The following is a 23,395-nucleotide window of genomic DNA, read 5'->3' as shown; positions in this document are numbered from 1 at the left end:
AACGCAAACGAGACCCTAGCCGTTTTTTTACTTCCTGTCTATAGTCTACCCATGTCTTTCCTAAAAAATACGGATACAGAAATTGCCGGCCTGATCGATGAAGAACTCGCCCGCCAACGCCATGGCCTCGAGCTTATTGCTTCTGAAAACTACGTTTCACAAGCCGTCCTTGAGGCGATGGGCTCGGCATTGACCAATAAATACTCGGAAGGATACCCAGGAAAGCGCTACTACGGGGGCAATGAAATCATCGACAAGATCGAGACACTCGCCATTGATCGTGCGAAGCGACTCTTTGGCGCCGAACACGCGAACGTCCAATCGCACGCTGGAGCGCAAGCGAATTTTGCTGTCTACCTCGCCCTACTAAATCCGGGCGACACGGTTCTCGCCATGAATCTCTCGCACGGTGGACATCTCACGCACGGCTCCCCCGTCAACTTCTCCGGCAAATGGTTTAACATCATCCCCTACGGTGTTCGCGAATCCGATCACCTCGTCGACATGGATGAAGTCCGGCGTCTCGCAATCGAGCACAAGCCTAAAATGATTATCGCGGGCTTCAGCGCATATCCACGCAAGCTAGATTTCGCGGCGTTCGCAGATATCGCAAAAGAAGTCGGAGCCTATCTTTTTGTCGATATGGCTCATGTCGCAGGCCTCGTCGCCGCCAAGCTGTATCCGGATCCGATTCCTCATGCCGACGTTGTAACCACAACCACGCATAAAACGTTACGCGGACCGCGCGGCGCCATGATTCTCTCCAAAGTCGAAGACAGGCTTGATGTCGGCGGAAAGAAAAATCTCGCCCAAAAAATCGATTCCGGAGTGTTCCCCGGCTCGCAAGGCGGCCCGCTCGAACACATCATCGCGGCCAAAGCCGTTGCTTTTCATGAAGCGCTGCAGCCATCGTTCATCGATTATCAGAAACAAGTCCTCGCCAACGCTCAAGCGATGGCAAAAACCTTTCTCGAAGAAGGCGCGCGTCTCGTCTCCGGCGGAACGGATAACCACCTGCTCTTGCTCGATGTAACTCCATGGGGCGTTGGCGGAAAAGAAGCGGAACAATGGCTGGAACAAGTCGGTATCTCAGCCAACAAAAACATGATCCCATTTGATCCACGCAAACCAGCCGATCCATCCGGAGTACGCCTTGGCACGCCGGCGATCACCACGCGCGGCTTTGATGAAAACGCAACGATTGAAGTTGCACGTCTCATCGCCCAACTCCTGAAATCCAAAAACGATTCGACGGTCGTCGAGCAGATCAAAAAAGACGTCCGCAGACTTGCCGACGCCTTTCCACTCTATTCTGATCTTGCCTAACTACGCTTTGGCCGCGCGCATAAACGCATCAACCAGCAATCCTCTACCATCTCCGGAAACCGTCGAATGCGCAATGACGGGTACATTTGGATAAACTCGCTCTATGGACTGGATAACCTGTCTCAGCTCCATGCGTGAAGGCTTATCGGCTTTATTAGCGACAAAGAGGAGCGGCAATCCGGAACGCTGTACTTGTTCAATTACTTCTTTGTCGACAGTGGTTACGCCCAAACGTGAATCGAGAATAATGACAACGAGCTTCAAGCGAGCGGCCGAAGACAAAAATCCAGATAGCAAATCCAACAAACGATCGCGCTCGTTCTTGGAAGCTTTGGCATATCCATAGCCCGGTAGATCGACGAGCTCATACTGCTTATCGATGGAAAACACGTTAATCAAACGCGTACGACCTGGAGCCGCGCTCGTCTTAGCCAAACCCGCTACACCCGTAATCGAGTTGATAAGCGACGACTTTCCGGCATTCGATCGGCCAAGCATCGCGATCTGCGGAAACCCATCCTTGGGCACAAGCTCAGGATCAGCGTAACTCTTAACAAATGTAGCACTCTTGATCATGACGGGACTCTAGCAGAGACAAGCGCTTAACGGTAGGGATTGAAGGCCTTATTCAAAATGGCGCTAAAGAAAGATGCTTTTTTCCCGCAAGAAAGCGGTGGCGTGCGATCCAAAGTCTCTGCTGCAGACATGATCGGGTTCGCGACGACATAATCATTATAAAATGCATCCGAAACATCGGAGACAAGCTTGGCCCAATCGGAACCGGCTAACTGTACGGCGGTTGCTTCATCCGGAACTGCACGTAAAGCATTCGGAGATTGCACAAGGTAAACCGTTGGTGCAGAGACAAACTTGATAAGCCTCAAACCGGGAGCATAGGCCATGTTCGTACCGAGCGGAATCCGCGCCAGAACCCCATCGACGATACGGACATTGGCAAACGTGCAATACCGTGAAAAAAAGACCGATGGATTTGGAAACGCGTGACGACGCCCATCAGTACCAAGCTCATAAACAGTACTATCATGCTGCGTGAGCAGATCGCCGTCACTCGGCAACTTCACGAGATCTCCGGGCGCCAAACCGGCTTCCGCAAATACCGCAAGCCTCTCGGCTAAACCGCCATCAACCGGAGTGAGACTCCCTTGAGGTATCAAGATACTCCCACCGCCACGACTACCGCCACCAGCACTTGCCGCTGTAAGCGTAAGCGTAATCGTTTGTCTCGGCTGCAATAACGATGCGGAAAGCGTTGCGGAATTGTAGGAAGCGTTTGCAACGGAAGTCCATGTGTACGGATTAAAACCTCCCGTTGTGGCGATTGCGGAGGAGGAACTAAGCGAGAACGCAGGCAGAGCATTACTGAAAGACGAGTATCCCGCTCCACCGCTGACAAGAGAAGTCGAGCTGGCACTATTGGCGGAAGTACCATTCACCGTCATTCCAGAAATACCCGCTAATGACGAGTCCTGAGTGCGAACACGAGCGGAAAACTTTCCGAGCACCAATCCATTACCCGTAATCGAGACAGATCCGATGCCAAACGTGGAATCGATAAATGTATTATCACCTGAAGCGCTGCTGCGAATATCAAATTGACTGTTGGCATCCATAACAACATCGGTAAGCACATTGTTCGTGGACGTTCCGCTTAAAAATACGCCAACAGAATTCCCTGTTGAAGTCACGTTTGTAAACGTGTTACCACTCGAATCGTTAATCGCAACCCCTGCCTCGGTAGCACCAACAACCGTCCTATCTAAACGAGGCGGATTCGTTTCGCCGAATTTAGGCGACACGCCCGCTAAAGACGCAGCCGCAGCATTGTACGTATACGACCCTGAAGAAACGGTATAGATACTACTCACCTCGTGTTCAACAGTGACAGCTCCCGGACTTCCACACCCTAAAGCCGTGACAGCATCAGGAACAAATCGGTCAGGAGCTAGCAATGTAAGTTTATTGCCAAGATAATCGATAAGAAAAAGATTCCAATCATCCGTAGCTCCACCAACAAGTGTCGTGACATTAAAATTATCCGCATCGTAAAGCGATGCATTACAAGCACCGCCGGAAGGTACTCCGCCGGCAATAATAACGGCATCTGGAAATCCGATACCAGAGCCATCGTCATAATCGGTTCCACCCTGAGTGAATTGGGAGCGCGTAATTCTATAAGTCGATGTTGCCGTAGAGGAAGCTCCCGTAAGACGGAAGTCGCGAAAAACAGAGTCAGTTATCCCGTCGATAAGCAGCGCATTCCCTGAAGCTGATGCGTGGATAATTGTATTGACCCCTGCGCCCAAAATCGAAACACCGGAAGAAAGCGCAACATTCGTTGTGGTCGATACAAGTACGATCGGTGAATACGTCCCGGCAGCCAAATTCACGGTATCGTTACTGCGCAAATGAGAAATAATCGCCGTCGTATTTGTCGCATCGACGGTCGCGTAGTCGATGGTACCGGCGGCATCGACCTGAAAAACATTCTCGCGAACACCCGGACGCGCACCAATATCCAACGCACCATTCACGTCAAGAAACGCACTCCAAGGAGCCTGTTCGTAATCGTTGGTCGTCGTCGCATCATCCGTCTTGAGCGGATTGTACACTCGATAAACCGAGCCCGTTCCAGCCGGAAAATTCGCAGGATCGTTAGCTGCATTCAAATTGACAAAACCATCATACTCCGTAAACGCAAACAAATTGGATGAAGGTCCGGCTCCAGAAACGTAATGCCCGGTGTTGTTTGCTGAACTGGAAGCAAAACTCACGATTAAATTGTACGTAGAAGTAACGTGAATCGTGTAAGAAGTAAATGCACCAGGCTGAATCACATTGCAAACACTACAGAGCGGCCAGAGTACAAACGTATTATGCCGCACAACAGCGGAAACCGGCCGGTCATTTGCATTCAAATTGATACCGATTCCGCCACCTGAACCGTTCATTTGAAACGTGTTGTCCGCGATCGTCAAATTTCTTGCCGACATCTGAAGCATGCTCATCCCCATACCAAAACTCGTAAGATACGGCTCGGAAACAGTATTAGATGCAAAATACACATCATAACTACCGTTAATAATACCGATCAGGTCATAATTGACGTTCGTCGTGGTCGTATTATCTTGAATGATATTACTCGTCACCTGAACACTGGTCGAAGAATCGATACGAAGCCCAGCAAATCCTTGGCCGGCGTACGACATGATCGTATTTGAAGAGATCGTCACATTGGATGCATCGATCGCGGCAATTTGACGCAGACCTTTCTCGCCGGTAGCCGTATTACCAGAAATCGTAATGTTGGTTGCTGTATTTGCATCGATGCGGGAATTACCTCTCCAAACATTATCGATAATCTGTACATTCGATTGATTCGTATTCTGAAGAACGACGTTAGAAAACGTACAATTACGAAAAATATTATCCGACTGGGAATTGATAAAGACCGGAGCCGATTCATCATCCACCCCGATCACCGCCCCGCTATTTTGACAGTCGAGCGTGACCCCGTTAGGCAAATTGAATGAGAATGTCTCAGTCGTGGAAGCGTAATCAGCTTCTACATTGATGATATCCGGTGAAGTAGCAACAGCGACCGCATTCGTAATCGTGTCAAAATCACAACCAGAAGGACAGACGGTATACGTAGCCGCCAAAACCGGCATTGAAACGCCGATCCCTAAAAAAGAAGCGAATACGACAAGAAAAAATACGCTATTCTTTCGCAAACGTAAAAAGAATTGAAACACAAGGTTCATGGCCTGACTATATCACAAATATCAAGAAAAAATAAGAGATCAACTCTCAATAAACGTCTCACGAAATGCCTTAGTCGCATCCTGATACGAAACATTCGTCTCATCCTCGGGCGTCGTAAAAGACCAATTCCAATAAAGTTCACCCGGTGTTCTGAATCCAAAAAATCCGTGAACCTCTTTTGCGCATCCACGACCTCTTTCCCGCGCAAGTTATGACCGACAGCAATCAGCCCAGCATCAATATTCGCCAGCACATTACTCTCACCTAATGTCGAGTGACGATTCTCGAGCCAGGTTAATCGCTCGATGAGTTTCTGATAAAACGCATTCATCTGGCCCCATCGCACGGATCCAAAAAATACCACGGCATCTGATTCTAAAAGCGGTTTGCTGATTTCCCACAGTTCATCGTCCGGATTATTCATGCTCGCATAACATCGATGACAGCCAGAAGGATTCTTTTCCTTATCATCGAGGAGCGCGCCTTTTTCCCCACAAGTATTTCCACGCCCCGTAGAAACATTGCCTTCACACGGGTAGACTTTGAGCGTCGTAACATCAATAACCGTCACTTTATCACCCAGCATCTCCGCCATCTTATTGGCGAGCATCGTACTTTTTGGTAAGTCCTGCTTCTCCCCAAGCCAACGATTGGAAGTCGTCAAAAATAAAATCTTGGACTTGCTGCGTAAATACTCCACGCTGCGAAGCATACGCTCGCGATCCTGCTCAATACGTGAAAAAGGATTTTCAGACATCAACCCAATGTTATCACGAAACGCGCCTCCCATTTTTCCACTCAACGATCTCCCCGATCTTGATCTCGATCGAATCGGCCCGCCTTAACGTCGCGATCTGCGACCGGGTTAATAAAGCTTCATGGCTTACATCCACAAGATATTGCGCAACAAACCAGACGTCCCCCTCGCTCGTCATCCACCCTTGCTTATCAAAACGCGAAAGGTCGACAGGTTGTGAATAGCGCCTCAATGTTTTGAAGCCATTCTTATCAAAATATTCATGGAAGTACGATAGAACCAGCTCCCGTATCGTACGATAAACAGGCTCGCGATATCGCAGTACCGCATGATTTGTTTTGGATACCGCTCCCCAGTATCCATGCTGCTTAAAAAGCGCGACGACATGGTCAACATCATGAAAAGCACTTTCAAGATCAAGAATAAGCGGCTTCTGACCCTGAAGACGAAAAGCCAACGCAGCCAGCATCGCTCCCTCAATGCAGTGCGCACGCTTTTCCCGTATCACTCGGCGCGGCGAAAGACATGTATCGCCTTCAGGCTCATGATTCTGTTCAAGAGTATTTAAAAAATCCTGAACCTTGCGCGGAGAATTTAACCGGCGAAGCAACCTTAATTCTTCTGTGGTCAAGCCGAACATACACACAAGACTATCAGCCCGCACGATCTGGTGCGAGATGCTATACTCCCGAGACCTAACCCGACCTATGCCTGACCTGAAAGAAATCCACTCCCGAATCAGAGCCAAAAAAGACGAGAAAAAGAAAGTGAATACGATTTTCAAAGACGTTCTCGCCCAATCCAAGCCATATCAGGATGTGCTCGACGAACTCAAAAAACTCAAGGCAAAAAAAATTCAAATCGAGAGCGAGGTCCGGGCCGACTTTGGTAAAGAAATGGAACAATTAGAGCGTCTCACCCTCGACGTAAAGACCGACGAGATCCTCTTGACCGATCTTTCACTCACGATGCTGATGAAAGGCCAACCACTCGATCTCACCGATGATAATGACGTGAAATACGAACCGGTATTCCGGATCACATTCAAAAAGACTGGATAAGCAAAAGACCGGTTTCAATACCGGTCTTTTGCTATATAAACGCAACTAGTTATTCGTTTCAATCGCGTAAAAATCCACGGAACCTTGCGTCAGGCTAGAAATGTCGAGTGGCTCTGCGAGAGTGTTGCTTCCACAGATGTACGCCACAACTTGCCAAGAAGCATCCTCATCGTAAAAAGCATACTCGCCTACCGTAGGGATACGGTTCTCGATATAAATCGTATCCTGCAAATTGGTGTGAGGTGTCGCGATATCGCCGTTAGAGACCTGAACACCGCCCTGCTCGGCACGAACGGCAATAACGCCAATCTGGGAAACAAGCGGTCCATTAAATGCCGTACGAACTTTTGTAACGATAGAGTTGACCTGACCGCCGTCCGGGATCGTGTCGAGCACAACGCGTTTCGCAAGTCCGCCGCATGTACCATTCGGATCTTTAATATTCGAAGCGTTAATCACATCGAGATAACTCATGCGCAGTCTTTTCATCTCGGTCGTACGATTATTCGTCGATACGGTCACGGCAGAAGCCGAACGTATGCCGGAAAGAATAATGACCGATGCTGAAAGCAAAAGAAGAAAAGAAGCGACGAGACTATGACGATTCACTTTGGAAAAGGTCATAAGGGTCAGACTAATTTCTCGTTTCCATGATATAGAAATCCGCAGTACCTGTCGTAACCGTTGAAATATTCATCGGATCAGCAAGCACATCGCGTCCACAGATGTACGCCACAACTTGCCAAGAGGCATCCTCATCGTAAAAAGCATACTCGCCTACCGTAGGCATGCGGTTCTCAACGTAAGACGTGTCCTTCAAATCCGTATGCGGAACAGCTATGTTCCCACTGGAAAGCTGAACACCGCCCTGCTCGGCACGTACGGCAACAACGCCAATCTGGGAAATACCAGCACCAGAAAACACATTACGCACCTTTGTGACGATAGAAGTGACTTGGCCGGCAGCCGGGATCGTGTCGAGCACAACGCGCTTGGCAAAGCCGCTACACGATCCATCCGGATCTGAAACATTGGATGCGCCGGAAAGATCTGCAGCATTCATACGAATACGCTTCATCTCAACGGCTCGGCTTGTTCTTGTTTCAGTAACGGCATTGACATGCTGAATACCGGCAAAAACAACAACGGAAAAAATAAGAATCAGCGCAGAAGAAGCAACAAGTGTTTGTTCTTTCATAGCTTATGAAAAGAATATTAATTAAATACTTTCTACTTTCAATACTCTACCACGGACCATCCTCTAACGAATGTGCACAATAAATAAATTACTAATAAAGTTTTTAAATATAAAAGACCTTCTTCAGAAGGTCTTTTATATTTAACTGTGTATCTCCTCAAGAAAGATAGCTTTGTACGCTTCTCACAAAATGACACGTATAGCCTCCGGGATTCTGCTGAAGATAATCCTGATGCTCCGGTTCCGCCGGTGTAAATTTCCCAAGCGGCTCTAGCGTCGTCACGACCGGATCAGGCCAATTTTTAGACTTGTTCACAAGATCGATCAAACGCTCCGCATCTTTCTTCTCCTCTTCCGACCCATAGAAAATCGCCGATCGATACGCGCTTCCAACATCATTCCCCTGTCGATTCATCGTCGTCGGATCATGGATACGGAAAAAGAAATCCAACAATTCAGGGTAGCTCGTAAGCTTGGGATCGTACGTAATCTTTAAAGCCTCGGCATGACCCGGATGACTCTGATACGTCGGATGCTCATTTGAACCTCCCGTATACCCCGTCTCGGTATCAATCACACCTTTTTGCTTCCGAAACAAATCCTCCATCCCCCAGAAGCATCCGCCGGCCAACACAGCGACCTTTGTTGATTCATTCATAGACACACCTATTCTACCTGCGAATTTCCGTATTCGGTAATTTCGCCGCGATCTGATCAAGATCCTGTTTTGAGTAGTTGTTGCCGGAAACATCAAGAACACGCAGCTGCTTGAGATTACCAAGCTCCATCGGAAGACCGGTCAATTTGTTATTTGATGCGTCGAGCGTCTCCAGCTTGCTTAACCGTCCGAGCTCGGCGGGTAAACCTGTTAACGAATTGTTGCTCAAATCAAGAAACTTCAAATTTTCAAGCTGTCCAATCTGCGACTGCGGAGCACCCGTCAAACGATTTTCGGAAACATCAAGCCGCTCAAGATCCGTTCTCGTAAAGACGTCCGCAGGGATCGACGTCAGACCCTTTCCGCTCAGATCAAGCGTCGTCGTGCCCGATGGCTCCTGTGCCACAGGCGGAGCTTGCAAAGGCCTTGTAGGAACAGCCGGCGCTGTAGAACAGCCTGCACCGAGAGTCGCAACGACAAGCAATGCTGCGAGATATATTTTCATCCATTGACCCTAACACAAAACCCGCCATTCGGCAGGTTTTGTACTATAATAGCTCGCTTGCAATGGTTCATTCACGTATACTCCTTCTCATGATCGAACATCCAAAAGACCCGCTGTACGGAAAAACACTTCAAGCGATTCTTGAAAAGTTATTGGAAAAGCACGGTTGGGAAGGGCTCGCACAAAAAATCAATATAAACTGCTTTAAAAAAGATCCAAGCATCAAATCGAGCCTTGTATTTCTAAGGAAGACCCCTTGGGCACGCGAGAAGGTCGAGGAACTCTATATACGTACGATGCACAATCCAAAATCTCGGGAAATAGAAGATTCGCCTATCAACTTGGGGCAATAAAGAATTCTAATCAAAGAAATAATATTTTTATCGTTATGAAAATATATATTTTACTTGCACATCCTGATAAAGATACATTCAATGGTCAGATCGCTGAGGCGTACCATGATGCCGCCATCGCAAAGGGCGATGAAGTACGCATCCAGCGTATAGGCGATATGAAGTTTGATCCCGTTCTCTGGAAGGGTTACAAAACGATTCAGGAACTGGAACCCGACCTAAAAAAGGCTCAAGAGTATATTTTGTGGTGTGAAAAATGGGTTATTATTTACCCAATGTGGTGGGGATCGATTCCAGCGATACTAAAGGGATTCTTGGATCGCGCCCTGCATCCTGGTTTTGCATTTAAATACCATGAAAACGACCCGTTTTGGGACAAGCTCTTGAGCGGCAAAAAAGCAGAGATCATTCGAACATCCGATGCTCCGCAATCATGGATTTGGTGGAAATACAAAAATAGCGACATCAATATGATGAAGCACGCTGTCCTGGAATTTTGCGGACTAGAAACAGTGAAAGTGACAAAAATTTCAAGGGTTCGTTTTTTAAACGAAACACAAAAAGAGAAATGGATAAAAAAAATTCGCTTGTCTGTATAAGATGACCGAGAGAAAAGCCATCCAGGCGCGTCACAAAAAACCACCGCCTTTCAGCGGTGATTTTTGTTGGCAGGGGCGGGGGGAATCGAACCCACGCTAACGGTTTTGGAGACCGTTGTACTACCATTATACGACGCCCCTATTCAAATAATTGCTGCATAAATATAGTCGAAACCATCATAAAATGCAAGAGGTTATGGTCGATTGACGATGTGCGGCAAACATTGTTACAACTTAGATGCAAGAAAGGTTGGGCTGCATGAACCGCGACCAGTTCTTTCACATGCTGCCTCCGCGTACAGCGCAGGAGCTCGAGCTTATCCAGTTCGCCTACTGGCTGTGCAAAACCGCGCACCGCGACCAGTTCCGCGACGACGGCCAGCGCGTCTTTGAGCATCCGCGGCGAGCGGCGATCAGCCTCATCAAGAACGGCTATCACGATACGCAAACGATCATCCTGATCCTGCTCCACGACATCTTTGAGGATACAACGACTCCCGACAAAGTCGTCCTCAACCTCTTTGGAGCAAGCACCTGCGATGACATGATGACGATCTCCAAGAAGATCCCCAAGTTTGACCCTGTCACCGGCGAGCTTGTCGACCGCGTCGCCAAGTCGACGGAGGAATACTTTGCCAAACTCGCTGCCGCCGACTTCAAAGTCCGCGTAAGCAAGTGCGCGGATCGCGAGGACAACCTCTCGGACATGAACGGATTCGAGATCCCGCGCAAGCGCAATTACATCATCGAGACACGGGAATACATCATCCCGATCGCCCGCAACACCTGCCCCGTGTACGCACGAAGACTGGAAACCCTATGCGACCAAGCCGAGGAAGCGCTCCGCACCCACGAGCCCCATTCCTAACTACAAAACCGCCCCAGAATTTCTATTCTTGGGGCGGTCGCTGTTTTTTTTATTACCCGCGATACTCTGGCGGAACCTCATCGGGATACCACATCGGATAACTGCCGTCCTTTGCGCGATTGTGCACGAATCCATGCGAAATCGGTTCATCAGAATCCGGCTGATCGACAATCGCTTCAACCAAAATACCGGTAGCCGTACGCTCGATCGTAATCGAGACAACTTGATACTCGCCATCCGGTGGAGTCGTGCGATAGTACTCGACCAAAGGCGCTACAATGTTTGTCTTGATCTGATCGATCTCAGCGGCACGAAAAGCCAATCGATTGAAAAAGAATACCTGTGGCGTCTGCGCGCACATGGCAGACTTCGTCGTCACCGGCTTTCCATCGACGGTAGGTGCAGTAACAACCGGCGTACCAGGCATCACGCAACCGCCGCCAAGCAAAGCCAAGATTCCAAATAAAGCCGTCAGTTTGATCATCTTCATATATCCTAGTTGTATCAAACTCCTATCAATTGACAAGCAACCCGTCGGATCATACTCTGCGCCTCATCTATGTCTGAGAAAAAACGCATTGCCGTCATCGGCGCCGGAATCGCCGGACTCGCCTGCGCCTATACGTTAAAACAAAACGGTTATGAGGTGACGGTCTATGAAAAAAACGCCTACGTCGGCGGGCGCATGAGCTCGCGCACCAAAGACGGATTCGTCTTTGACCTCGGCGCCGACCATTTGTGCGACCTCTACGATCGAATTAAATATTACTGTAAGGAATTTGGCATCGAATGGGAAAAGATGCGCTTTCTCAAATACGCCATTTTCCAAAAGGGAGAACTCGTTCCGTTTGCGGACGCCGTTGGCATGCTCTCCAAGCTGCGTTTCACGTGGCAATTTTTCCTTGCAAAAAATATTGGCAATTTCTTGGATCTCGACGAACTCGCTGGACAAGACACCGACAACGCTTACGACTACATGCGCCGCTGGGCCGGAAAAGACGTCGCAGATTATTACGTCGACGCATTTACCTCAACGTATCAATTCCACCGCGCGGAAGAAATCAGCGTCGCCGCATTGAAAGGCATCATGAAATCCATTGAGACAGAACCGGGTCGATGGCATCTTCACCGCACCAAAGGAGGCATGCAGGCGTTGCCAAATGCATTTGCTGAACGCCTCAACATACATCTCAACTCCCCCGTCAAAGAAATTGTCGGCGGCGAGAACGTGAACCTGGTCGACTCAAAAGGCACGACACAAACATTCGACGCGGTTGTCCTCGCCTCTCAAGCCACGGTTAGCAGCAAGATCTATATAAACCCGACGGAACAACAATCCGATGTACTGACGAATACCCAATACGCCTCGTCGATCAGCATCGCCTTCCGCGTCGATCGCAACCTTCTCCCCGACACCGCCGTCGTCTGGGTCCCGTTTGTGGAAAGCTCAAAAATTTCCGGATATGTTAACGAGGCGATGAAAGGTGAAGAGCTGGTCATTGGCGAAAAAACATTGATCTGCGCATGGCTGCATGAAGATTTTGCAAAAACACTGATCGGAAACACAGACGAAGAAATTTTCTCAGCCGTAAAACCCGAACTGATCAAGGTATGCCCATGGTTCGATTCGATCGATCAACTACAAAACCATGATTTGGAACGCTGGGTAGAAGCGATGCCCAAATTCTCCCACGGCCATCTGCAGCGCGTCAGCAACTTCATGCATGACGGTCAAGGCGCAAACAACGTCTTCTTCTCCGGCGACTATCTGAACGGCCCGTGGACGGAAGGCGCGCTCCGTAATGGAGAACGCGTCGCGGAGCAAGTGATTAAAGCGCTCGGATAAACTCGTCATCGCTCGGTGCTTTTGGACCCTCGTAGAACCGATCTCCGGTTAAATCCATATAAAGCCCCATTCCTGTCGACACAGTTCCGTACATCCCCGCCCATCCGCTCGACGCGTTACACCACCAAAAATTTGGAAACGGTGTTTTTGCTTTGAGACGATTCTTGCTGACTTGCTCCGGAGTCATATCCGAACCATACGCATTCCCCTTTGGAGCCAAACAGAAATCCTCATTCGTCACCGATGTCCCAATCGTTTTCACGACTATATGCTTCCGGATATCCGGCACATATTTTTTCTCGACTAGATCGATCATCTTTTCCGCCGTCTTCAACTTCAACTTCATATATTCCGCGTAACTCTTGTCCTGCGCATCCTTGAATGGCTGGTATTCTGTGTACGATGCGAGCTCGAGAATCTGGCAATCAGGTCCCGGCGTCGTACCGCCCGCATCCGTATGCAGCGTTGGCGTCGACATGAAAAGCCATGGCTTTTCAAAATTGGTTGCGCCCATCTGGCGCCACATTTCATTCATATCCCAATCCTCAAGATGCCAGATATTGAAGGAGCCAAAACCGTAATCACGCAGATCGATTCCCTTCAATCCAAGATACACAACAACACCGGCTTGCGAGTACTGATACGATAGTTTCTTTTTGTCGTCGGCAGAAAACTTCTCCAAACCGATTTTCTTTGCCATCGTCTGCGGATCGCCGTTACAAATAAAGTTCTTTGCCGTAAACGTTTTGCCATTTGCCGTTCCAACACTCGTTACAATGCCGTTCTCAACGTTAATCTTATCGACAGGCGTTTCGTAATAAATATGGCAGCCCTCGTGACTCGTAATAAAGTCGGCCAAGCGCTGAATATAATACTTAAAGTGCTTTGTCGGATAATAGGCGCCCGTATTGTACCCGCCAAACAAAGCGATATACATAAACAACGAGAGCTTCTCCGGCGGAAGCATGTAGTCGCCCGCATTGGCGCACAAAACAGCTTGCGCTTCCTTGCTCAAACCACATTCATCAAATAAATCTTGCACCGTTGCGTTTCGATACTTGATAATCGTCGGATATTTGTACGCCTTGAGATAGTCAATCGGCTTGATCGTCTCGGGAAACGTCCGGAATTCCTCGCGCACCTTCCGTAGAACAGCGACAAATTTTTCCATCGTAGATTTCTGGTCCGGATACGCCGCAACCACGTTCTCAATCAGCTTGTCCCAACCATACGGAATAGGAACACGTTTTCCATCCGGCATCACCATGTGGTCATACCCATTTTTATCGAGAAGTTCAAACGTAATATCCTTCTCCAAACCGACACGCTTCAAAAACTCGTAAATCTTTCCACCCGGCGCACATCCCCAAATGTAATGCACCTGCGCACAAAAATGATAATCGCCCGTGTGGAACGTCTGCGCATAACCTCCGGGGATATCATGCGCCTCAATCAGGCAGACCTTGTGCCCGGCATTCGCAAGCAAAGCACCGACGGTAAGCGCGGAACTCCCCGTCCCGATAATCACATAATCGTAGGAATGCCCTTCCGCATAGCGCGCGTCTTGCGCGGCATGCTGTTCCTTGGTCAATGCACTTGTACTCGATTTCTTGGCCATATTCCGACGGAGAGTATAACCTGATACGCGATGTTGCAAGAACCATTGGTCTGGATCGCCGCCCTCCTCATCTTGGTCGATGTGGGCGCCGTCTGGTTGCTCTACAGGGGCGCGCCCTTTATCCCTACAAAACATGAAGGCGTGGAAAAGATTCTCGAGCTCATCGATAAGCGTCCAAATCTTAAAATTGCCGACATCGGCTCCGGAGACGGCCGCATTCTCATCGCGCTCGCCAAACAAGGAATCGAGGCGCACGGTTTTGAAATCAATCCCGTACTCGTCTGGTGGTCACGTAGAAAAAGTAAACAACTACATCTCGATCATCTCGCGAAAACACATTGGAAAGACCTCTGGAAAGCCGATCTTTCCGATTTCGACGTCATCATCGTCTTTGGCGTCATCTACATCATGGGAAGATTGGAAGAAAAATTGCAGCGCGAATTAAAACCAGGATCGCAAGTCATTTCCCTCGGCTTCCAATTCCCAAATTGGACGCTGAAAGAAAAACGTAACGGTCTCTACATCTACTCAAAATAAAAACGCACCATTCCATGCATGGTGCGTTTTTGACTGGGCCGAGGCTTACTTTACTTGATGCATGAAACCCCTAGACGGTTTTGGGATTCCCGACGTTTCAAGAAGAACCCTCGCTTCATCATTCTTTCCCTGCTCACGCAGAGTCTTCGCCTGCTCGAGTATCAACTTCTGCTCATCCGTTAACTGGATACGTTTCATCTTCCCCGGTCGATGAACCGGTAAACCGGCTTTCTCGAGTATCGCGTCGGCCTGTTCATGCAGAGCGCGCGCTTGCTCATGCAGAGCTTTTGCCTGTTCTACAGCGGCCTTCTGCGCATCGGTGAGATTCGCCTTCTGGAACATCCCCCATTTAGGGGCATCGGAAATTCCAGCGGTAGTATCCATGGTCGCAGCATGTGCGCCGGTTAACGCGAGAGCGGCGAGCGGAAGAGCGACGGCGGTTGAATAAAATAACGCACGATACTTCATAGGTAAAAAGCAAGACAAGGGATTAGCGGCACGCACCGCGGCGGAGCGTCTTGAGAATCTCGTAAGGAATCAAACCCTTACATTCAGTACTACGCGGCTCATCAAATGTTCTTTCGGGGTCGCATTTTACTTTCAACAAATTTTTGCTTTGAGGGTCCCAAGGAAATACGTAGCAAGGGCGGAAATAAGGCTTATCAGGCCCATCTGACGGCTTAGCGAACACCCCGATCACGCGCACCGATTCCCGCTCGACCAAAACATCTCGGCTGTCGTCCGCAAGATCCTGAGTATCCATGAGATACAGATTTCCATCGAATCCTTTCAAGCGCATCAAAGCCTGATCTCGATCAAATGCGAGCACCTCTCCAGCCAACAGCCCCTGTTCCGGCTTAGACCACATCTGCTGCTGACGCTTCATCACGGGTCGATACGCCGGGATTCGTCCCCCAACCTCCTCATCGACAACACGGCCGGCACCCGCGACGTAAAAAATAAATCCTCCGATAACGGTTACGAGCAGACTCAAACTGACAATCGCCGTTAAAGGAAATCGGTAACCTCTCGACGTGTGGCGAACATTATCATACGCAAGCAAAAGCGCACCGAGCAAAGCGATAATCCAAAAGAGCGGCAATACCTGCCAAACAAATCCAAACAAATTCTTATGCGTCAGCGAGCGATATTCCCAGCCGGCATTCACAATCGAATAAACCAGCACGGCAGCGAGTAATGAACCGAGCACGATAGACACAATCCAGAACGCCCAGAACAAACGGTCTTTTACCGTAAATTGCCACTTGGGTCGTGGAACCACATGCTCTTCCTCAATCCGATCAAGAACCTTGTGGGCAAGGTCTTCTGAAGAACCGTTGGGTTTGAGTTCGATTTCGTTCATATTAGACAAGATGGGATAGCGTATCGCGCAGACGTTTCTTGGCTCGATTCAAGAGTGTAGCAACCGTTCCGGTCGGAATCCGCAAAATATCCGAGATCTCGGCGTACTCGCGCTCTTCAAAATATCTTAGAACGATGACATCGCGATACTTTGATTCCAGCTTTTTTAGCGCCTCCGTCAATTGCGACGCATTCAAACCGAGCTCCGTCTCCATCGATGTATCTGCCGACCCGCTCAACTGCTCGAGGACAAGCTCCGCATCGTCAACAGGATGACCCTCGGGACGCGAGGATGTCGAACGAAAAAAACTCATTGCCTCATTATGCGTAATGCGATAAATCCACGAAGAAAATTTTAACTGACGATCAAACTCGTTCAAGTTCCGATACGTTTTCAAAAACACGTTTTGCAGCACATCCTCCATATCCTCGCGCCGCATCACGCCAAGGCGACGCAAATAGCGCGCCAACCGTTCTTGATAGCGAAGGACCAAAAGCGCAAAAACCTCTTTATGCACTAAGGCATCGCCGACGATATCCTCGTCGGCACGTGTGACGTTATGGTTCGTCATGCAGGCCTATGTTTAGTACGCATCAAACACGAAATCCATTCATCTTGTCCAGCGGGGTTGAAAGATATCGGCGCAGACGGCGTAATACGGGCAAACCTATGAAAAAATCGCTTATTGCCATCATTTCCGTCCTTGTTCTTATCATCGGCGGTTTCATCACCTACAACGCTCTCACAGCCCCAACAAAGGCCCCTAGTACCCTGCCAACAGTCACGGACGAACGTCCTGCACCGACCCCTTCAGTCGAGCCCGCTACTCCTACTGCCGTCGTCCCAACTGGCACCTATCGCATTATCCCTGAATCCTCCAAAGCCACCTATTCTATTTTTGAGATGCTCCGCGGTAAACCGGTAACCGTGATCGGTGCAACAAGTGAAGTCATGGGAACCTTTGAGGTCGATCGCACAGACCTTTCCAAAGCCTCGATCGGTGAAATCCGCGTAAACGCGCGCACGTTTAAAACCGACGACGAAAAACGTGACAACGCCACGCGCCGCATGATCCTCAAAACGGAAGACGACGCAAACGAGTTCATTATCTTCAAACCGATAACGATCACAACGGATAAGCAATCCATTGACCTGAATGCGGAATTCGCATTCCGCATCACCGGTGATCTCACCATCTCCGGAACGACAAAACCCGCAATATGGGAGGGTGTCGGCAAATTCACTTCCGACACGGAACTATCCGCAACCGTAAAAACAACCGTCAAGCGTAGTGACTACAGCCTCGTTATCCCGGATTTCCCCTTCTTGGCCGATGTCGCCGATGAAGTCCCCCTTCAAATCGATTTTGTCGCCAAGAAATAATAGAAGGGCTATACTCACCCCATGCTTCCAAAGCGTGGGGTGTTTTATATCGGCATACCGGTATCCTTGATTCTTGTAGCTGCCGGTTTAGGAGGATTTGAAATCCTTCAGCAATTTAAAGCGCTACAATCCGCACAATTGGCCCAAGTAAGCACCCCGCAACCAGCGCAAGAACCAGCCGACGTAACAACAAACACCCTGCGTGAAGTCGAGGCACCAGAACCAGTCATTGCCCATGTACCCGTACCAAAGGAGGTCCGAGGCATCTACTGGACCGCGGAAACCGCTCGCAATAAACGTGCCGAGGAACTCCGTACCTACATGCTCAAAACAGGATTAAATACCGTCGTGATCGATGTCAAAATGGATAATGGAGAAGTCGTAATGCCACCGCAGGCAATCATCGATAAACTCGGCCAAGACGGCATCTATCGCATCGCTCGTCTTCCTGTCATGCGCGACTCTGTCTACGCCCGCGCCCACCCGGAACAGGCCATCAAATCAACCAGCGGAAAACTCTGGCTCGATAAAACCGGAGCCGCCTGGCTCGATCCTGCACACCCGGGAGTCGCTGAATCAGCACTCAACCTCGCACGTGAAGCTTACAAAATGGGTTTCGATGAAATTCAATTCGATTATATCCGCTACGCTTCCGACGGCGTCCTCTCTGCAATCGCTAAAACCGAAGCAGAAAAAACCAGAACCAAAGGAGAGATTATGCGTGCTTTTTTTGATACGCTCGGCGGCACACTGAAAAAAGAAGATATCCCCGTTTCCTTTGACCTTTTTGGCATGACCTTTTTAACAGCGGAAGACTTTGGCATCGGCCAACGTTTGGAAGACGTCTATCCCAACGCCGACTACATTTCTCCGATGGTATACCCCTCGCATTATTGGACAGGATTCCAAGGCTTCAAAAATCCAGCCGAGCATCCATATGAAGTTGTAAAATATTCTCTCGATAAAGGTGCGGAAATCCTCAAAACCGATCACTTCATCGATGAGGCAGAGTCCCGTGCAAAATTCCGTCCCTGGATCCAAGACTTTGATCTCGGTGCTGTCTACACGGCCGCACGTATCGAAGCGCAGATTAAAGCTTCTCGCGATGCAAAAGCTTCCGGCTGGATCTTGTGGAATGCACGCAACGTCTACGAACCTGCAAAGTACACTCCATAACAGCTACTTCAAAGTCTTCAGAAACTTCAGCATTTCTTCGCGCCCTGAAAGCGCTTCCTGCGCACCTTTAGCGACTCGTTCAAAGCCATGAATCAGATTCTCCGGCGTAACAAGATGCTCTGACCTTCGCAGCTTTTCAATAGAACGCTCACATCGCTGCACAATTTCTTGGGAATACACTGGCAGAATCTCCATCCAAAAAATCGTCCGCCACTCTTCCCTGACTTCATCGATAAGAACTTGGCTCCCTCGTTTCTCCGGATGCAATCGATACCATCGCTCAAGCACGCGAGCGCCTGCAGAATTCATCTGACCGCGCATCAAATCCGACTCCCAATCATGCGCATCATCATGCATCTGTTTGACGAGAATTAATTCACAATAACGAGCAAGCATCTCTTGGCCAACAACATTCTCCGGCGACTCTCCAAGCTCGCACAAAATACCAACCGGACCAATCGCATGTCCGATCGATCGCCCAAACAGCATCCAGTCCTCGCGAAATGAAGGAATGGTTTCTGGCAAAAAAATCCGACCGTCTTTAACTTGAAAACGACAATAAGATAATTCCCAAGCATTGGAAGCATCAACGCGATTCATCATCCGCATCACCCATCGATGAAAATGCGTATTCTCCGGAAGCACTTCATCAAAAACGCTCTGCATCTTTCGCAAAAAGGTCGAAGCTAAAGGCAATGCGCTCGCATCACGATCTCCATCCATCACATCATCCAAAAGCGTATACGAAAGCCAGCCAAACAGACTCGCAAGCCCAAGCGATTCAATCGCACGCTCCGATACCTTTTCTCCACGCTCACCGAGTAAGCCAGCTGCCATAAACGGCGTAAGCGTAATCTGGCGTTTCGTATCTTTTATTATAGCCAACTCGATTGCTACGCGAGCCGCTTTTGAAAACTCAGGCGCAAGACTCTGTATAAAAACATACGCTTGTTCAACAATGCGCTCATGTATTTCATCTGCCCTTGAATAACTTGGCTGCACAACAGTATCCACGCTGACCAGCGATAGCGCCTCGAGAAGAAGCGCCGCCGTCAAAGCCGATGCTCCTCAAAAATGCTTCACGCCTTTCTGCGATGGATCAATACAAAAAGCGTAGGGCGCAGGGCTCTGTTCCGCTCGAGCCAATTGTTCAATCTCAGACCCCCATGAACCGCTCACATCCCCCAAACGCAACAATATCCCCAAAGCCAGCGCGTCAGCCACAGGATTTCCCCATGTCAATCCATTCCGTAACGCGAGAACACGTCCGACAATCGCAGATTCACGCCCCTGAGGCCGTCTCGATAAAGCAGACAGTGCGGAAAGTTCATTTGGATAATAAGGCGATTGGAGTTGTTGATCGTTCAAAACGCTACTCAAATAATCATCCAAACCAGGCAAATCAATCTCAATACTCCCCAAAGCAAAAGCCAGATGTGCGTTCACAGTCGGATCAATATCTCGCCAAACAGGATTCGCATCAGCAGAAATAAGCCATGTTCGATAAGGCCCGCCCGGCTGGACTTCGCAAGCGAGTAAAGCAGCGACAATTTTTCCAAGTAACTCGCCGTCCAAAATCTTCTTATCATGCAAAGCTAAGCCGGCAATCACGCAAGCCGTATCATCAAGATCATCAGGATACGGTTTCGTTTTTGCCTCGATTGAATCTCTCGCCCAATAATTCACGGCACCCGTTTCAGAAATTTGCCGCAAGAGAAAGCTGGCAATCTTTTCCTTGATATCTTCCGCACCCTCAACCCGCGACGATGCAAGCGCTATCAAAACATGCGCCGCCACAAAACTCGTCCGATAAGCCTGGCTCGACGACAAAAAATGAACCGGGTCCGGCGAGCTCAGGCTGGTAAATCCGCCGTCAACATCCTGTGAATTTCGAACCGTGCTCAATAGCCGTTCACGGATGCCGATATCCATATCAAGTTAGATTCTTGCGTATCGGCAGACGAATTTCAAATACCGTCTGATCTTTGGTACTTGTGGCATCGATCGTCGCAGAAAAATCTTTCTGAAGAATCTCTTTCACGGTCGGCAATCCGATTCCACTACCGGTTTTCTTGGTTGTAAAAAACGGATTAAAAATCTTTTCCAAATGCTCGCTTGAAATTCCTCCGGCTTTATCAATAATCTCAATAACCGCATCACCCTGGTTCTCGTGGCAGGTTACCCGAATAAGACGATCTTCATAAGCGACATCGGATTCGGCATAGGCTTCAATGGCGTTCGCCAAAAGATTCATGACAACCCGATGGAACTTCAACGGACTTCCGACAGACTCGATCCGTTCAATATCCATCAAATCAAAGGAAACATGCGCTGGCCGAGCTTTGGATTGCAGCAATTGCACCGCTTGCTCAATCTCATCACCAAGAAAACGGAATCGTATCCGGCTTCTTTTGAAACTGCTGTCGCGCAACCTGCACCAGTTCCTCCATGCGCTTCGTCGCTTGTAGCGCCTGGTCCATATATGTATTTGTATCCCGCACATCCTCTGGCACCTGATCCTTCACCATCTGCAAATTGATCGACATTGATGTAAGCGGATTAGCCAAATCATGCATGATGCCGCTCGCAAGCTGGCCAAACTCGGCAAAACGCGTCATCTGCTCCAACTGGATTTCCTGAGCTTCCTTTAACTGTTTGGTGCGTTCTTCTACTTTAATTTCAAGCTGATCACGTTCTACTTGTAATGCCGCTTCCGAAACACGTGCTCTCTGAAGTGAAGCGCGAAGATCGCGATTTGCTAACCAAGAAAAAATAGCGATCAAAGCAAACGCGATAGAAGCTGCCACGGCGTCTCCAGATAAAAAACTTGTTTGCTTCCAATCTCGAGCAAGTACGAGGTATCCGCCATTCAACATCCAAGTAAGCCAGATCAAAGCAGAAGCGATCGCAGTGGTGACAAAAAAAGCAAAACGCGATGAGATCAAAATTCCAGAAATAGTGATAAGAAAGCAATACAGGATCCACGTAATAGGCAAATCTGGCCCCCAGGAATAATTCGCATAAAAAATATAAAGAAATAAAATCCCAACAATGGAATACGAGGCTATACGAGAAAACCCCTTCCGCGAAAGAAGCAACAAGCTAGAAAAAAATACTGTAGCTAAAAACGCTATGACAGGTGAAATACCTTGATAGCCTTTGATGAAGGCTTGCTGCAAACAAACGATCAAAAACAAGCAAAACAATAGCGCCGAAGCACTTACCAGGAGAATATTTAGAATATACTCTTGGCGCTTACCATCCTCATCTTCGCTGACAGGCGAGATGAAAAATCGGTACAAAAAAGAGACGATCTTCATGCGGTGAAACTAACGTATGTAAAAAACATGATTTCCGCAAGGATCGTCTCTTTTATACTAGTGGCCCCAAGGTGCGAACTCTTCAGAAGCGAGTGCGATGGCTACAGAGCCAGCTGATCCATTCGTACGCACAGATGCGTCCGAGAGAACCTTCTCGATGAGCTTGTTCATAATATAATAGTGCGTGGATAAAAAAATATGTTGATTCGTCGACCCCGAATCAACTCTACAGTACAACATTCAAATCTTAACAAGTATAAAATCTATATAAAGACTTTATCTTCTACTGCACTTCTATCTTGTAACCACGCCCTTGTACCGTGTGGATAAGTTTTGACTTCCCCGCCTCATCGACCTTCTTACGAAGCGTCATCATGTGCGTCTCGATCGTATTCGATCCAGGGTCAGCCGACTTATCCCAAACATGCTCCATGATATCCGTACGGGAAAGCACAACGCCCTGATTGCGCATGAGATACTCCAACAAACCAAATTCTTTTCGAGTCAAATAAATCTCGCGCTGACCACGAACAACACGCTGACGTTTGCCGTCGATAACCAAATCATCCAACTGAAACGTATCCGACTGGAACGCCTTCGAACGTCGCAGCAATGCACGCACGCGCGCAACCAATTCATCCGTTGAAAACGGCTTGGTCAAATAATCATCCGCACCTTCATCCAAAGCGCAGACTTTGTCCGATGTCTCGCATCGGACAGTCAACATCAAGATCGGCGTATGAAATCCGCGCTCGCGCAATATCTTGCAAACTTGCTTTCCATCAATACCAGGCAAGACATAATCAAGTAGAATGACATCGTAAGCAACATCGTTCGCTAAACGCAAAGCATCCTCCCCCGTCGCCGTCGTATCAACGCTAAAAGACTGTTTCGTAAGAACATCCTTTAACGCTTGTGAAACCTGGCGATCATCTTCTACGACAAGTAATCGCATACAGGCCAAGAGTAGCGTTTTTACAGATAAAGTAAATAAGCAAAAACAAAGTTTTTATAAGGTTTTTAGACGGAGATCGATCTTAGCCA

27 protein-coding genes and 1 tRNA gene are annotated in these 23,395 nt (G+C 48.6%); 9 read left to right on the top strand and 19 right to left on the bottom strand.

Annotated elements, in window-relative coordinates:
• The first annotated feature begins 51 nt into the window (after positions 1 to 51).
• Positions 52 to 1,326, top strand: a complete 1,275-nt coding sequence (locus IPH19_04755) for a serine hydroxymethyltransferase (GenBank protein ID QQR60685.1) — start codon at positions 52 to 54, stop codon at positions 1,324 to 1,326.
• Here IPH19_04755 and ysxC read toward each other — a convergent pair whose 3' ends face one another.
• From ysxC to IPH19_04735, 4 genes are read right to left on the bottom strand one after another with little or no spacing between them, the layout of a single operon-like run.
• A complete protein-coding gene (ysxC, locus tag IPH19_04750; protein ID QQR60684.1) occupies positions 1,327 to 1,902 on the bottom strand; it encodes a ribosome biogenesis GTP-binding protein YsxC in 576 nt (191 codons plus the stop codon).
• Between the two features lie 26 nt (positions 1,903 to 1,928).
• Positions 1,929 to 5,108: a right-handed parallel beta-helix repeat-containing protein gene (locus tag IPH19_04745; protein ID QQR60683.1), complete on the bottom strand. Its 3,180-nt coding sequence runs from the start codon at positions 5,106 to 5,108 to the stop codon at positions 1,929 to 1,931.
• Complete coding sequence (locus tag IPH19_04740) at positions 5,105 to 5,866, bottom strand: flavodoxin family protein (GenBank protein ID QQR60682.1); 762 nt, start codon at positions 5,864 to 5,866, stop codon at positions 5,105 to 5,107. The genes IPH19_04745 and IPH19_04740 overlap by 4 nt, the downstream gene beginning before the upstream one ends.
• A 13-nt stretch (positions 5,867 to 5,879) precedes the next feature.
• Positions 5,880 to 6,506 (bottom strand): hypothetical protein, encoded by a 627-nt coding sequence (locus IPH19_04735; GenBank protein ID QQR60681.1) that lies wholly within the window; start codon positions 6,504 to 6,506, stop codon positions 5,880 to 5,882.
• A 67-nt stretch (positions 6,507 to 6,573) separates the two neighbouring features.
• Here IPH19_04735 and IPH19_04730 point away from each other — a divergent pair, with 67 nt between their 5' ends.
• Positions 6,574 to 6,927: a hypothetical protein gene (locus IPH19_04730; protein ID QQR60680.1), complete on the top strand. Its 354-nt coding sequence runs from the start codon at positions 6,574 to 6,576 to the stop codon at positions 6,925 to 6,927.
• 45 nt (positions 6,928 to 6,972) lie between these two features.
• On the opposite strand, the gene IPH19_04725 is transcribed toward IPH19_04730, so the two are convergent.
• The 4 genes from IPH19_04725 to IPH19_04710 all read right to left on the bottom strand — a co-directional run bounded on the left by IPH19_04725 (position 6,973) and on the right by IPH19_04710 (position 9,288).
• A complete protein-coding gene (locus IPH19_04725) occupies positions 6,973 to 7,551 on the bottom strand; it encodes a hypothetical protein (protein ID QQR60679.1) in 579 nt (192 codons plus the stop codon).
• A 10-nt stretch (positions 7,552 to 7,561) separates the two neighbouring features.
• Positions 7,562 to 8,125, bottom strand: coding sequence for a hypothetical protein (locus tag IPH19_04720; protein QQR60678.1), 564 nt, complete (start codon positions 8,123 to 8,125; stop codon positions 7,562 to 7,564).
• A 157-nt stretch (positions 8,126 to 8,282) separates the two neighbouring features.
• A complete protein-coding gene (gene msrA / locus IPH19_04715) occupies positions 8,283 to 8,783 on the bottom strand; it encodes a peptide-methionine (S)-S-oxide reductase MsrA (GenBank protein ID QQR60677.1) in 501 nt (166 codons plus the stop codon).
• Positions 8,784 to 8,796: 13 nt separating this feature from the next.
• On the bottom strand, positions 8,797 to 9,288 hold the full coding sequence (locus IPH19_04710; protein ID QQR60676.1) for a leucine-rich repeat domain-containing protein: 492 nt from the start codon (positions 9,286 to 9,288) through the stop codon (positions 8,797 to 8,799).
• Between the two features lie 89 nt (positions 9,289 to 9,377).
• On the opposite strand from IPH19_04710, the gene IPH19_04705 reads away from it, so the two are divergent.
• Entirely contained in the window at positions 9,378 to 9,641 is a 264-nt protein-coding gene (locus IPH19_04705; protein QQR60675.1) for a DUF2132 domain-containing protein, read from the top strand.
• 35 nt (positions 9,642 to 9,676) lie between these two features.
• Positions 9,677 to 10,240, top strand: coding sequence for an NAD(P)H-dependent oxidoreductase (locus IPH19_04700; GenBank protein QQR60674.1), 564 nt, complete (start codon positions 9,677 to 9,679; stop codon positions 10,238 to 10,240).
• A gap of 67 nt (positions 10,241 to 10,307) precedes the next feature.
• On the opposite strand, the gene IPH19_04695 is transcribed toward IPH19_04700, so the two are convergent.
• A tRNA-Trp gene (locus IPH19_04695) sits at positions 10,308 to 10,381 on the bottom strand.
• Positions 10,382 to 10,499: 118 nt separating this feature from the next.
• On the opposite strand from IPH19_04695, the gene IPH19_04690 reads away from it, so the two are divergent.
• Entirely contained in the window at positions 10,500 to 11,108 is a 609-nt protein-coding gene (locus tag IPH19_04690; protein QQR60673.1) for a bifunctional (p)ppGpp synthetase/guanosine-3',5'-bis(diphosphate) 3'-pyrophosphohydrolase, read from the top strand.
• A gap of 52 nt (positions 11,109 to 11,160) precedes the next feature.
• Here the strand turns inward: IPH19_04690 and IPH19_04685 are convergent, their stop codons facing one another.
• Complete coding sequence (locus IPH19_04685; GenBank protein ID QQR60672.1) at positions 11,161 to 11,598, bottom strand: hypothetical protein; 438 nt, start codon at positions 11,596 to 11,598, stop codon at positions 11,161 to 11,163.
• A 69-nt stretch (positions 11,599 to 11,667) separates the two neighbouring features.
• Here IPH19_04685 and IPH19_04680 point away from each other — a divergent pair, with 69 nt between their 5' ends.
• Entirely contained in the window at positions 11,668 to 12,954 is a 1,287-nt protein-coding gene (locus IPH19_04680; GenBank protein ID QQR60671.1) for an FAD-dependent oxidoreductase, read from the top strand.
• On the opposite strand, the gene IPH19_04675 is transcribed toward IPH19_04680, so the two are convergent.
• Positions 12,938 to 14,572, bottom strand: a complete 1,635-nt coding sequence (locus tag IPH19_04675; GenBank protein QQR60670.1) for an NAD(P)/FAD-dependent oxidoreductase — start codon at positions 14,570 to 14,572, stop codon at positions 12,938 to 12,940. The genes IPH19_04680 and IPH19_04675 overlap by 17 nt on opposite strands.
• Positions 14,573 to 14,602: 30 nt before the next feature.
• Here IPH19_04675 and IPH19_04670 point away from each other — a divergent pair, with 30 nt between their 5' ends.
• Entirely contained in the window at positions 14,603 to 15,109 is a 507-nt protein-coding gene (locus IPH19_04670) for a class I SAM-dependent methyltransferase (GenBank protein QQR60669.1), read from the top strand.
• Positions 15,110 to 15,154: 45 nt separating this feature from the next.
• On the opposite strand, the gene IPH19_04665 is transcribed toward IPH19_04670, so the two are convergent.
• The 3 genes from IPH19_04665 to IPH19_04655 are packed head-to-tail and all read right to left on the bottom strand — an operon-like array spanning position 15,155 to position 17,043.
• Positions 15,155 to 15,577 (bottom strand): hypothetical protein, encoded by a 423-nt coding sequence (locus tag IPH19_04665; GenBank protein QQR60668.1) that lies wholly within the window; start codon positions 15,575 to 15,577, stop codon positions 15,155 to 15,157.
• Positions 15,578 to 15,599: 22 nt separating this feature from the next.
• Entirely contained in the window at positions 15,600 to 16,472 is an 873-nt protein-coding gene (locus IPH19_04660) for a hypothetical protein (protein ID QQR60667.1), read from the bottom strand.
• Position 16,473: 1 nt separating this feature from the next.
• Positions 16,474 to 17,043, bottom strand: a complete 570-nt coding sequence (locus IPH19_04655) for a sigma-70 family RNA polymerase sigma factor (GenBank protein QQR60666.1) — start codon at positions 17,041 to 17,043, stop codon at positions 16,474 to 16,476.
• Positions 17,044 to 17,141: 98 nt separating this feature from the next.
• Between IPH19_04655 and IPH19_04650 the strand changes: the two genes are divergently transcribed.
• Both IPH19_04650 and IPH19_04645 read left to right on the top strand, forming a co-directional pair.
• Positions 17,142 to 17,855, top strand: coding sequence for a YceI family protein (locus IPH19_04650; protein ID QQR60665.1), 714 nt, complete (start codon positions 17,142 to 17,144; stop codon positions 17,853 to 17,855).
• 21 nt (positions 17,856 to 17,876) lie between these two features.
• Positions 17,877 to 19,031, top strand: a complete 1,155-nt coding sequence (locus IPH19_04645; GenBank protein ID QQR60664.1) for a hypothetical protein — start codon at positions 17,877 to 17,879, stop codon at positions 19,029 to 19,031.
• 3 nt (positions 19,032 to 19,034) lie between these two features.
• Here the strand turns inward: IPH19_04645 and IPH19_04640 are convergent, their stop codons facing one another.
• The 5 genes from IPH19_04640 to IPH19_04620 form a co-directional block, all read right to left on the bottom strand.
• Entirely contained in the window at positions 19,035 to 20,087 is a 1,053-nt protein-coding gene (locus IPH19_04640; protein ID QQR60663.1) for a hypothetical protein, read from the bottom strand.
• A 12-nt stretch (positions 20,088 to 20,099) separates the two neighbouring features.
• Positions 20,100 to 20,963, bottom strand: a complete 864-nt coding sequence (locus tag IPH19_04635) for a hypothetical protein (GenBank protein QQR60662.1) — start codon at positions 20,961 to 20,963, stop codon at positions 20,100 to 20,102.
• Position 20,964: 1 nt separating this feature from the next.
• Positions 20,965 to 21,393, bottom strand: a complete 429-nt coding sequence (locus IPH19_04630; GenBank protein ID QQR60661.1) for a GHKL domain-containing protein — start codon at positions 21,391 to 21,393, stop codon at positions 20,965 to 20,967.
• Positions 21,394 to 21,409: 16 nt separating this feature from the next.
• Positions 21,410 to 21,976 carry a HAMP domain-containing histidine kinase gene (locus IPH19_04625; GenBank protein QQR60660.1) on the bottom strand — a complete coding sequence of 189 codons (567 nt, stop codon included), beginning with the start codon at positions 21,974 to 21,976 and terminating at the stop codon, positions 21,410 to 21,412.
• A gap of 658 nt (positions 21,977 to 22,634) precedes the next feature.
• Positions 22,635 to 23,306 carry a response regulator transcription factor gene (locus IPH19_04620; GenBank protein QQR60659.1) on the bottom strand — a complete coding sequence of 224 codons (672 nt, stop codon included), beginning with the start codon at positions 23,304 to 23,306 and terminating at the stop codon, positions 22,635 to 22,637.
• Between the last annotated feature and the right edge of the window lie 89 nt (positions 23,307 to 23,395).

It is taken from the genome of Candidatus Uhrbacteria bacterium (assembly GCA_016699205.1).
In the GTDB taxonomy this organism is placed as follows: Bacteria; Patescibacteriota; Patescibacteriia; order 2-12-FULL-60-25; family 2-12-FULL-60-25; genus CAIXDN01.
The sequence above is the reverse complement of the archived record's forward strand: the minus strand, read 5'-3'. Positions and strand labels throughout refer to the sequence as shown.

Excerpts from the sequence above, each read along its gene's own strand:
- ysxC (QQR60684.1), bottom strand. The coding sequence starts at position 1,902 with ATGATCAAGAGTGCTACATTTGTTAAGAGTTACGCTGATCCTGAGCTT.
- IPH19_04710 (QQR60676.1), bottom strand. The coding sequence starts at position 9,288 with ATGAAAATATATCTCGCAGCATTGCTTGTCGTTGCGACTCTCGGTGCA.
- IPH19_04635 (QQR60662.1), bottom strand. The coding sequence starts at position 20,963 with ATGGATATCGGCATCCGTGAACGGCTATTGAGCACGGTTCGAAATTCA.
- IPH19_04680 (QQR60671.1), top strand. The coding sequence starts at position 11,668 with ATGTCTGAGAAAAAACGCATTGCCGTCATCGGCGCCGGAATCGCCGGA.
- IPH19_04650 (QQR60665.1), top strand. The coding sequence starts at position 17,142 with ATGAAAAAATCGCTTATTGCCATCATTTCCGTCCTTGTTCTTATCATC.
- IPH19_04670 (QQR60669.1), top strand. The coding sequence starts at position 14,603 with ATGTTGCAAGAACCATTGGTCTGGATCGCCGCCCTCCTCATCTTGGTC.
- IPH19_04690 (QQR60673.1), top strand. The coding sequence starts at position 10,500 with ATGAACCGCGACCAGTTCTTTCACATGCTGCCTCCGCGTACAGCGCAG.
- IPH19_04660 (QQR60667.1), bottom strand. The coding sequence starts at position 16,472 with ATGAACGAAATCGAACTCAAACCCAACGGTTCTTCAGAAGACCTTGCC.
- IPH19_04740 (QQR60682.1), bottom strand. The coding sequence starts at position 5,866 with ATGTCTGAAAATCCTTTTTCACGTATTGAGCAGGATCGCGAGCGTATG.
- IPH19_04665 (QQR60668.1), bottom strand. The coding sequence starts at position 15,577 with ATGAAGTATCGTGCGTTATTTTATTCAACCGCCGTCGCTCTTCCGCTC.
- IPH19_04655 (QQR60666.1), bottom strand. The coding sequence starts at position 17,043 with ATGACGAACCATAACGTCACACGTGCCGACGAGGATATCGTCGGCGAT.
- IPH19_04620 (QQR60659.1), bottom strand. The coding sequence starts at position 23,306 with ATGCGATTACTTGTCGTAGAAGATGATCGCCAGGTTTCACAAGCGTTA.
- IPH19_04755 (QQR60685.1), top strand. The coding sequence starts at position 52 with ATGTCTTTCCTAAAAAATACGGATACAGAAATTGCCGGCCTGATCGAT.
- IPH19_04645 (QQR60664.1), top strand. The coding sequence starts at position 17,877 with ATGCTTCCAAAGCGTGGGGTGTTTTATATCGGCATACCGGTATCCTTG.
- IPH19_04685 (QQR60672.1), bottom strand. The coding sequence starts at position 11,598 with ATGAAGATGATCAAACTGACGGCTTTATTTGGAATCTTGGCTTTGCTT.
- IPH19_04720 (QQR60678.1), bottom strand. The coding sequence starts at position 8,125 with ATGAAAGAACAAACACTTGTTGCTTCTTCTGCGCTGATTCTTATTTTT.
- IPH19_04725 (QQR60679.1), bottom strand. The coding sequence starts at position 7,551 with ATGACCTTTTCCAAAGTGAATCGTCATAGTCTCGTCGCTTCTTTTCTT.
- IPH19_04730 (QQR60680.1), top strand. The coding sequence starts at position 6,574 with ATGCCTGACCTGAAAGAAATCCACTCCCGAATCAGAGCCAAAAAAGAC.
- msrA (QQR60677.1), bottom strand. The coding sequence starts at position 8,783 with ATGAATGAATCAACAAAGGTCGCTGTGTTGGCCGGCGGATGCTTCTGG.
- IPH19_04735 (QQR60681.1), bottom strand. The coding sequence starts at position 6,506 with ATGTTCGGCTTGACCACAGAAGAATTAAGGTTGCTTCGCCGGTTAAAT.
- IPH19_04745 (QQR60683.1), bottom strand. The coding sequence starts at position 5,108 with ATGAACCTTGTGTTTCAATTCTTTTTACGTTTGCGAAAGAATAGCGTA.
- IPH19_04675 (QQR60670.1), bottom strand. The coding sequence starts at position 14,572 with ATGGCCAAGAAATCGAGTACAAGTGCATTGACCAAGGAACAGCATGCC.
- IPH19_04700 (QQR60674.1), top strand. The coding sequence starts at position 9,677 with ATGAAAATATATATTTTACTTGCACATCCTGATAAAGATACATTCAAT.
- IPH19_04705 (QQR60675.1), top strand. The coding sequence starts at position 9,378 with ATGATCGAACATCCAAAAGACCCGCTGTACGGAAAAACACTTCAAGCG.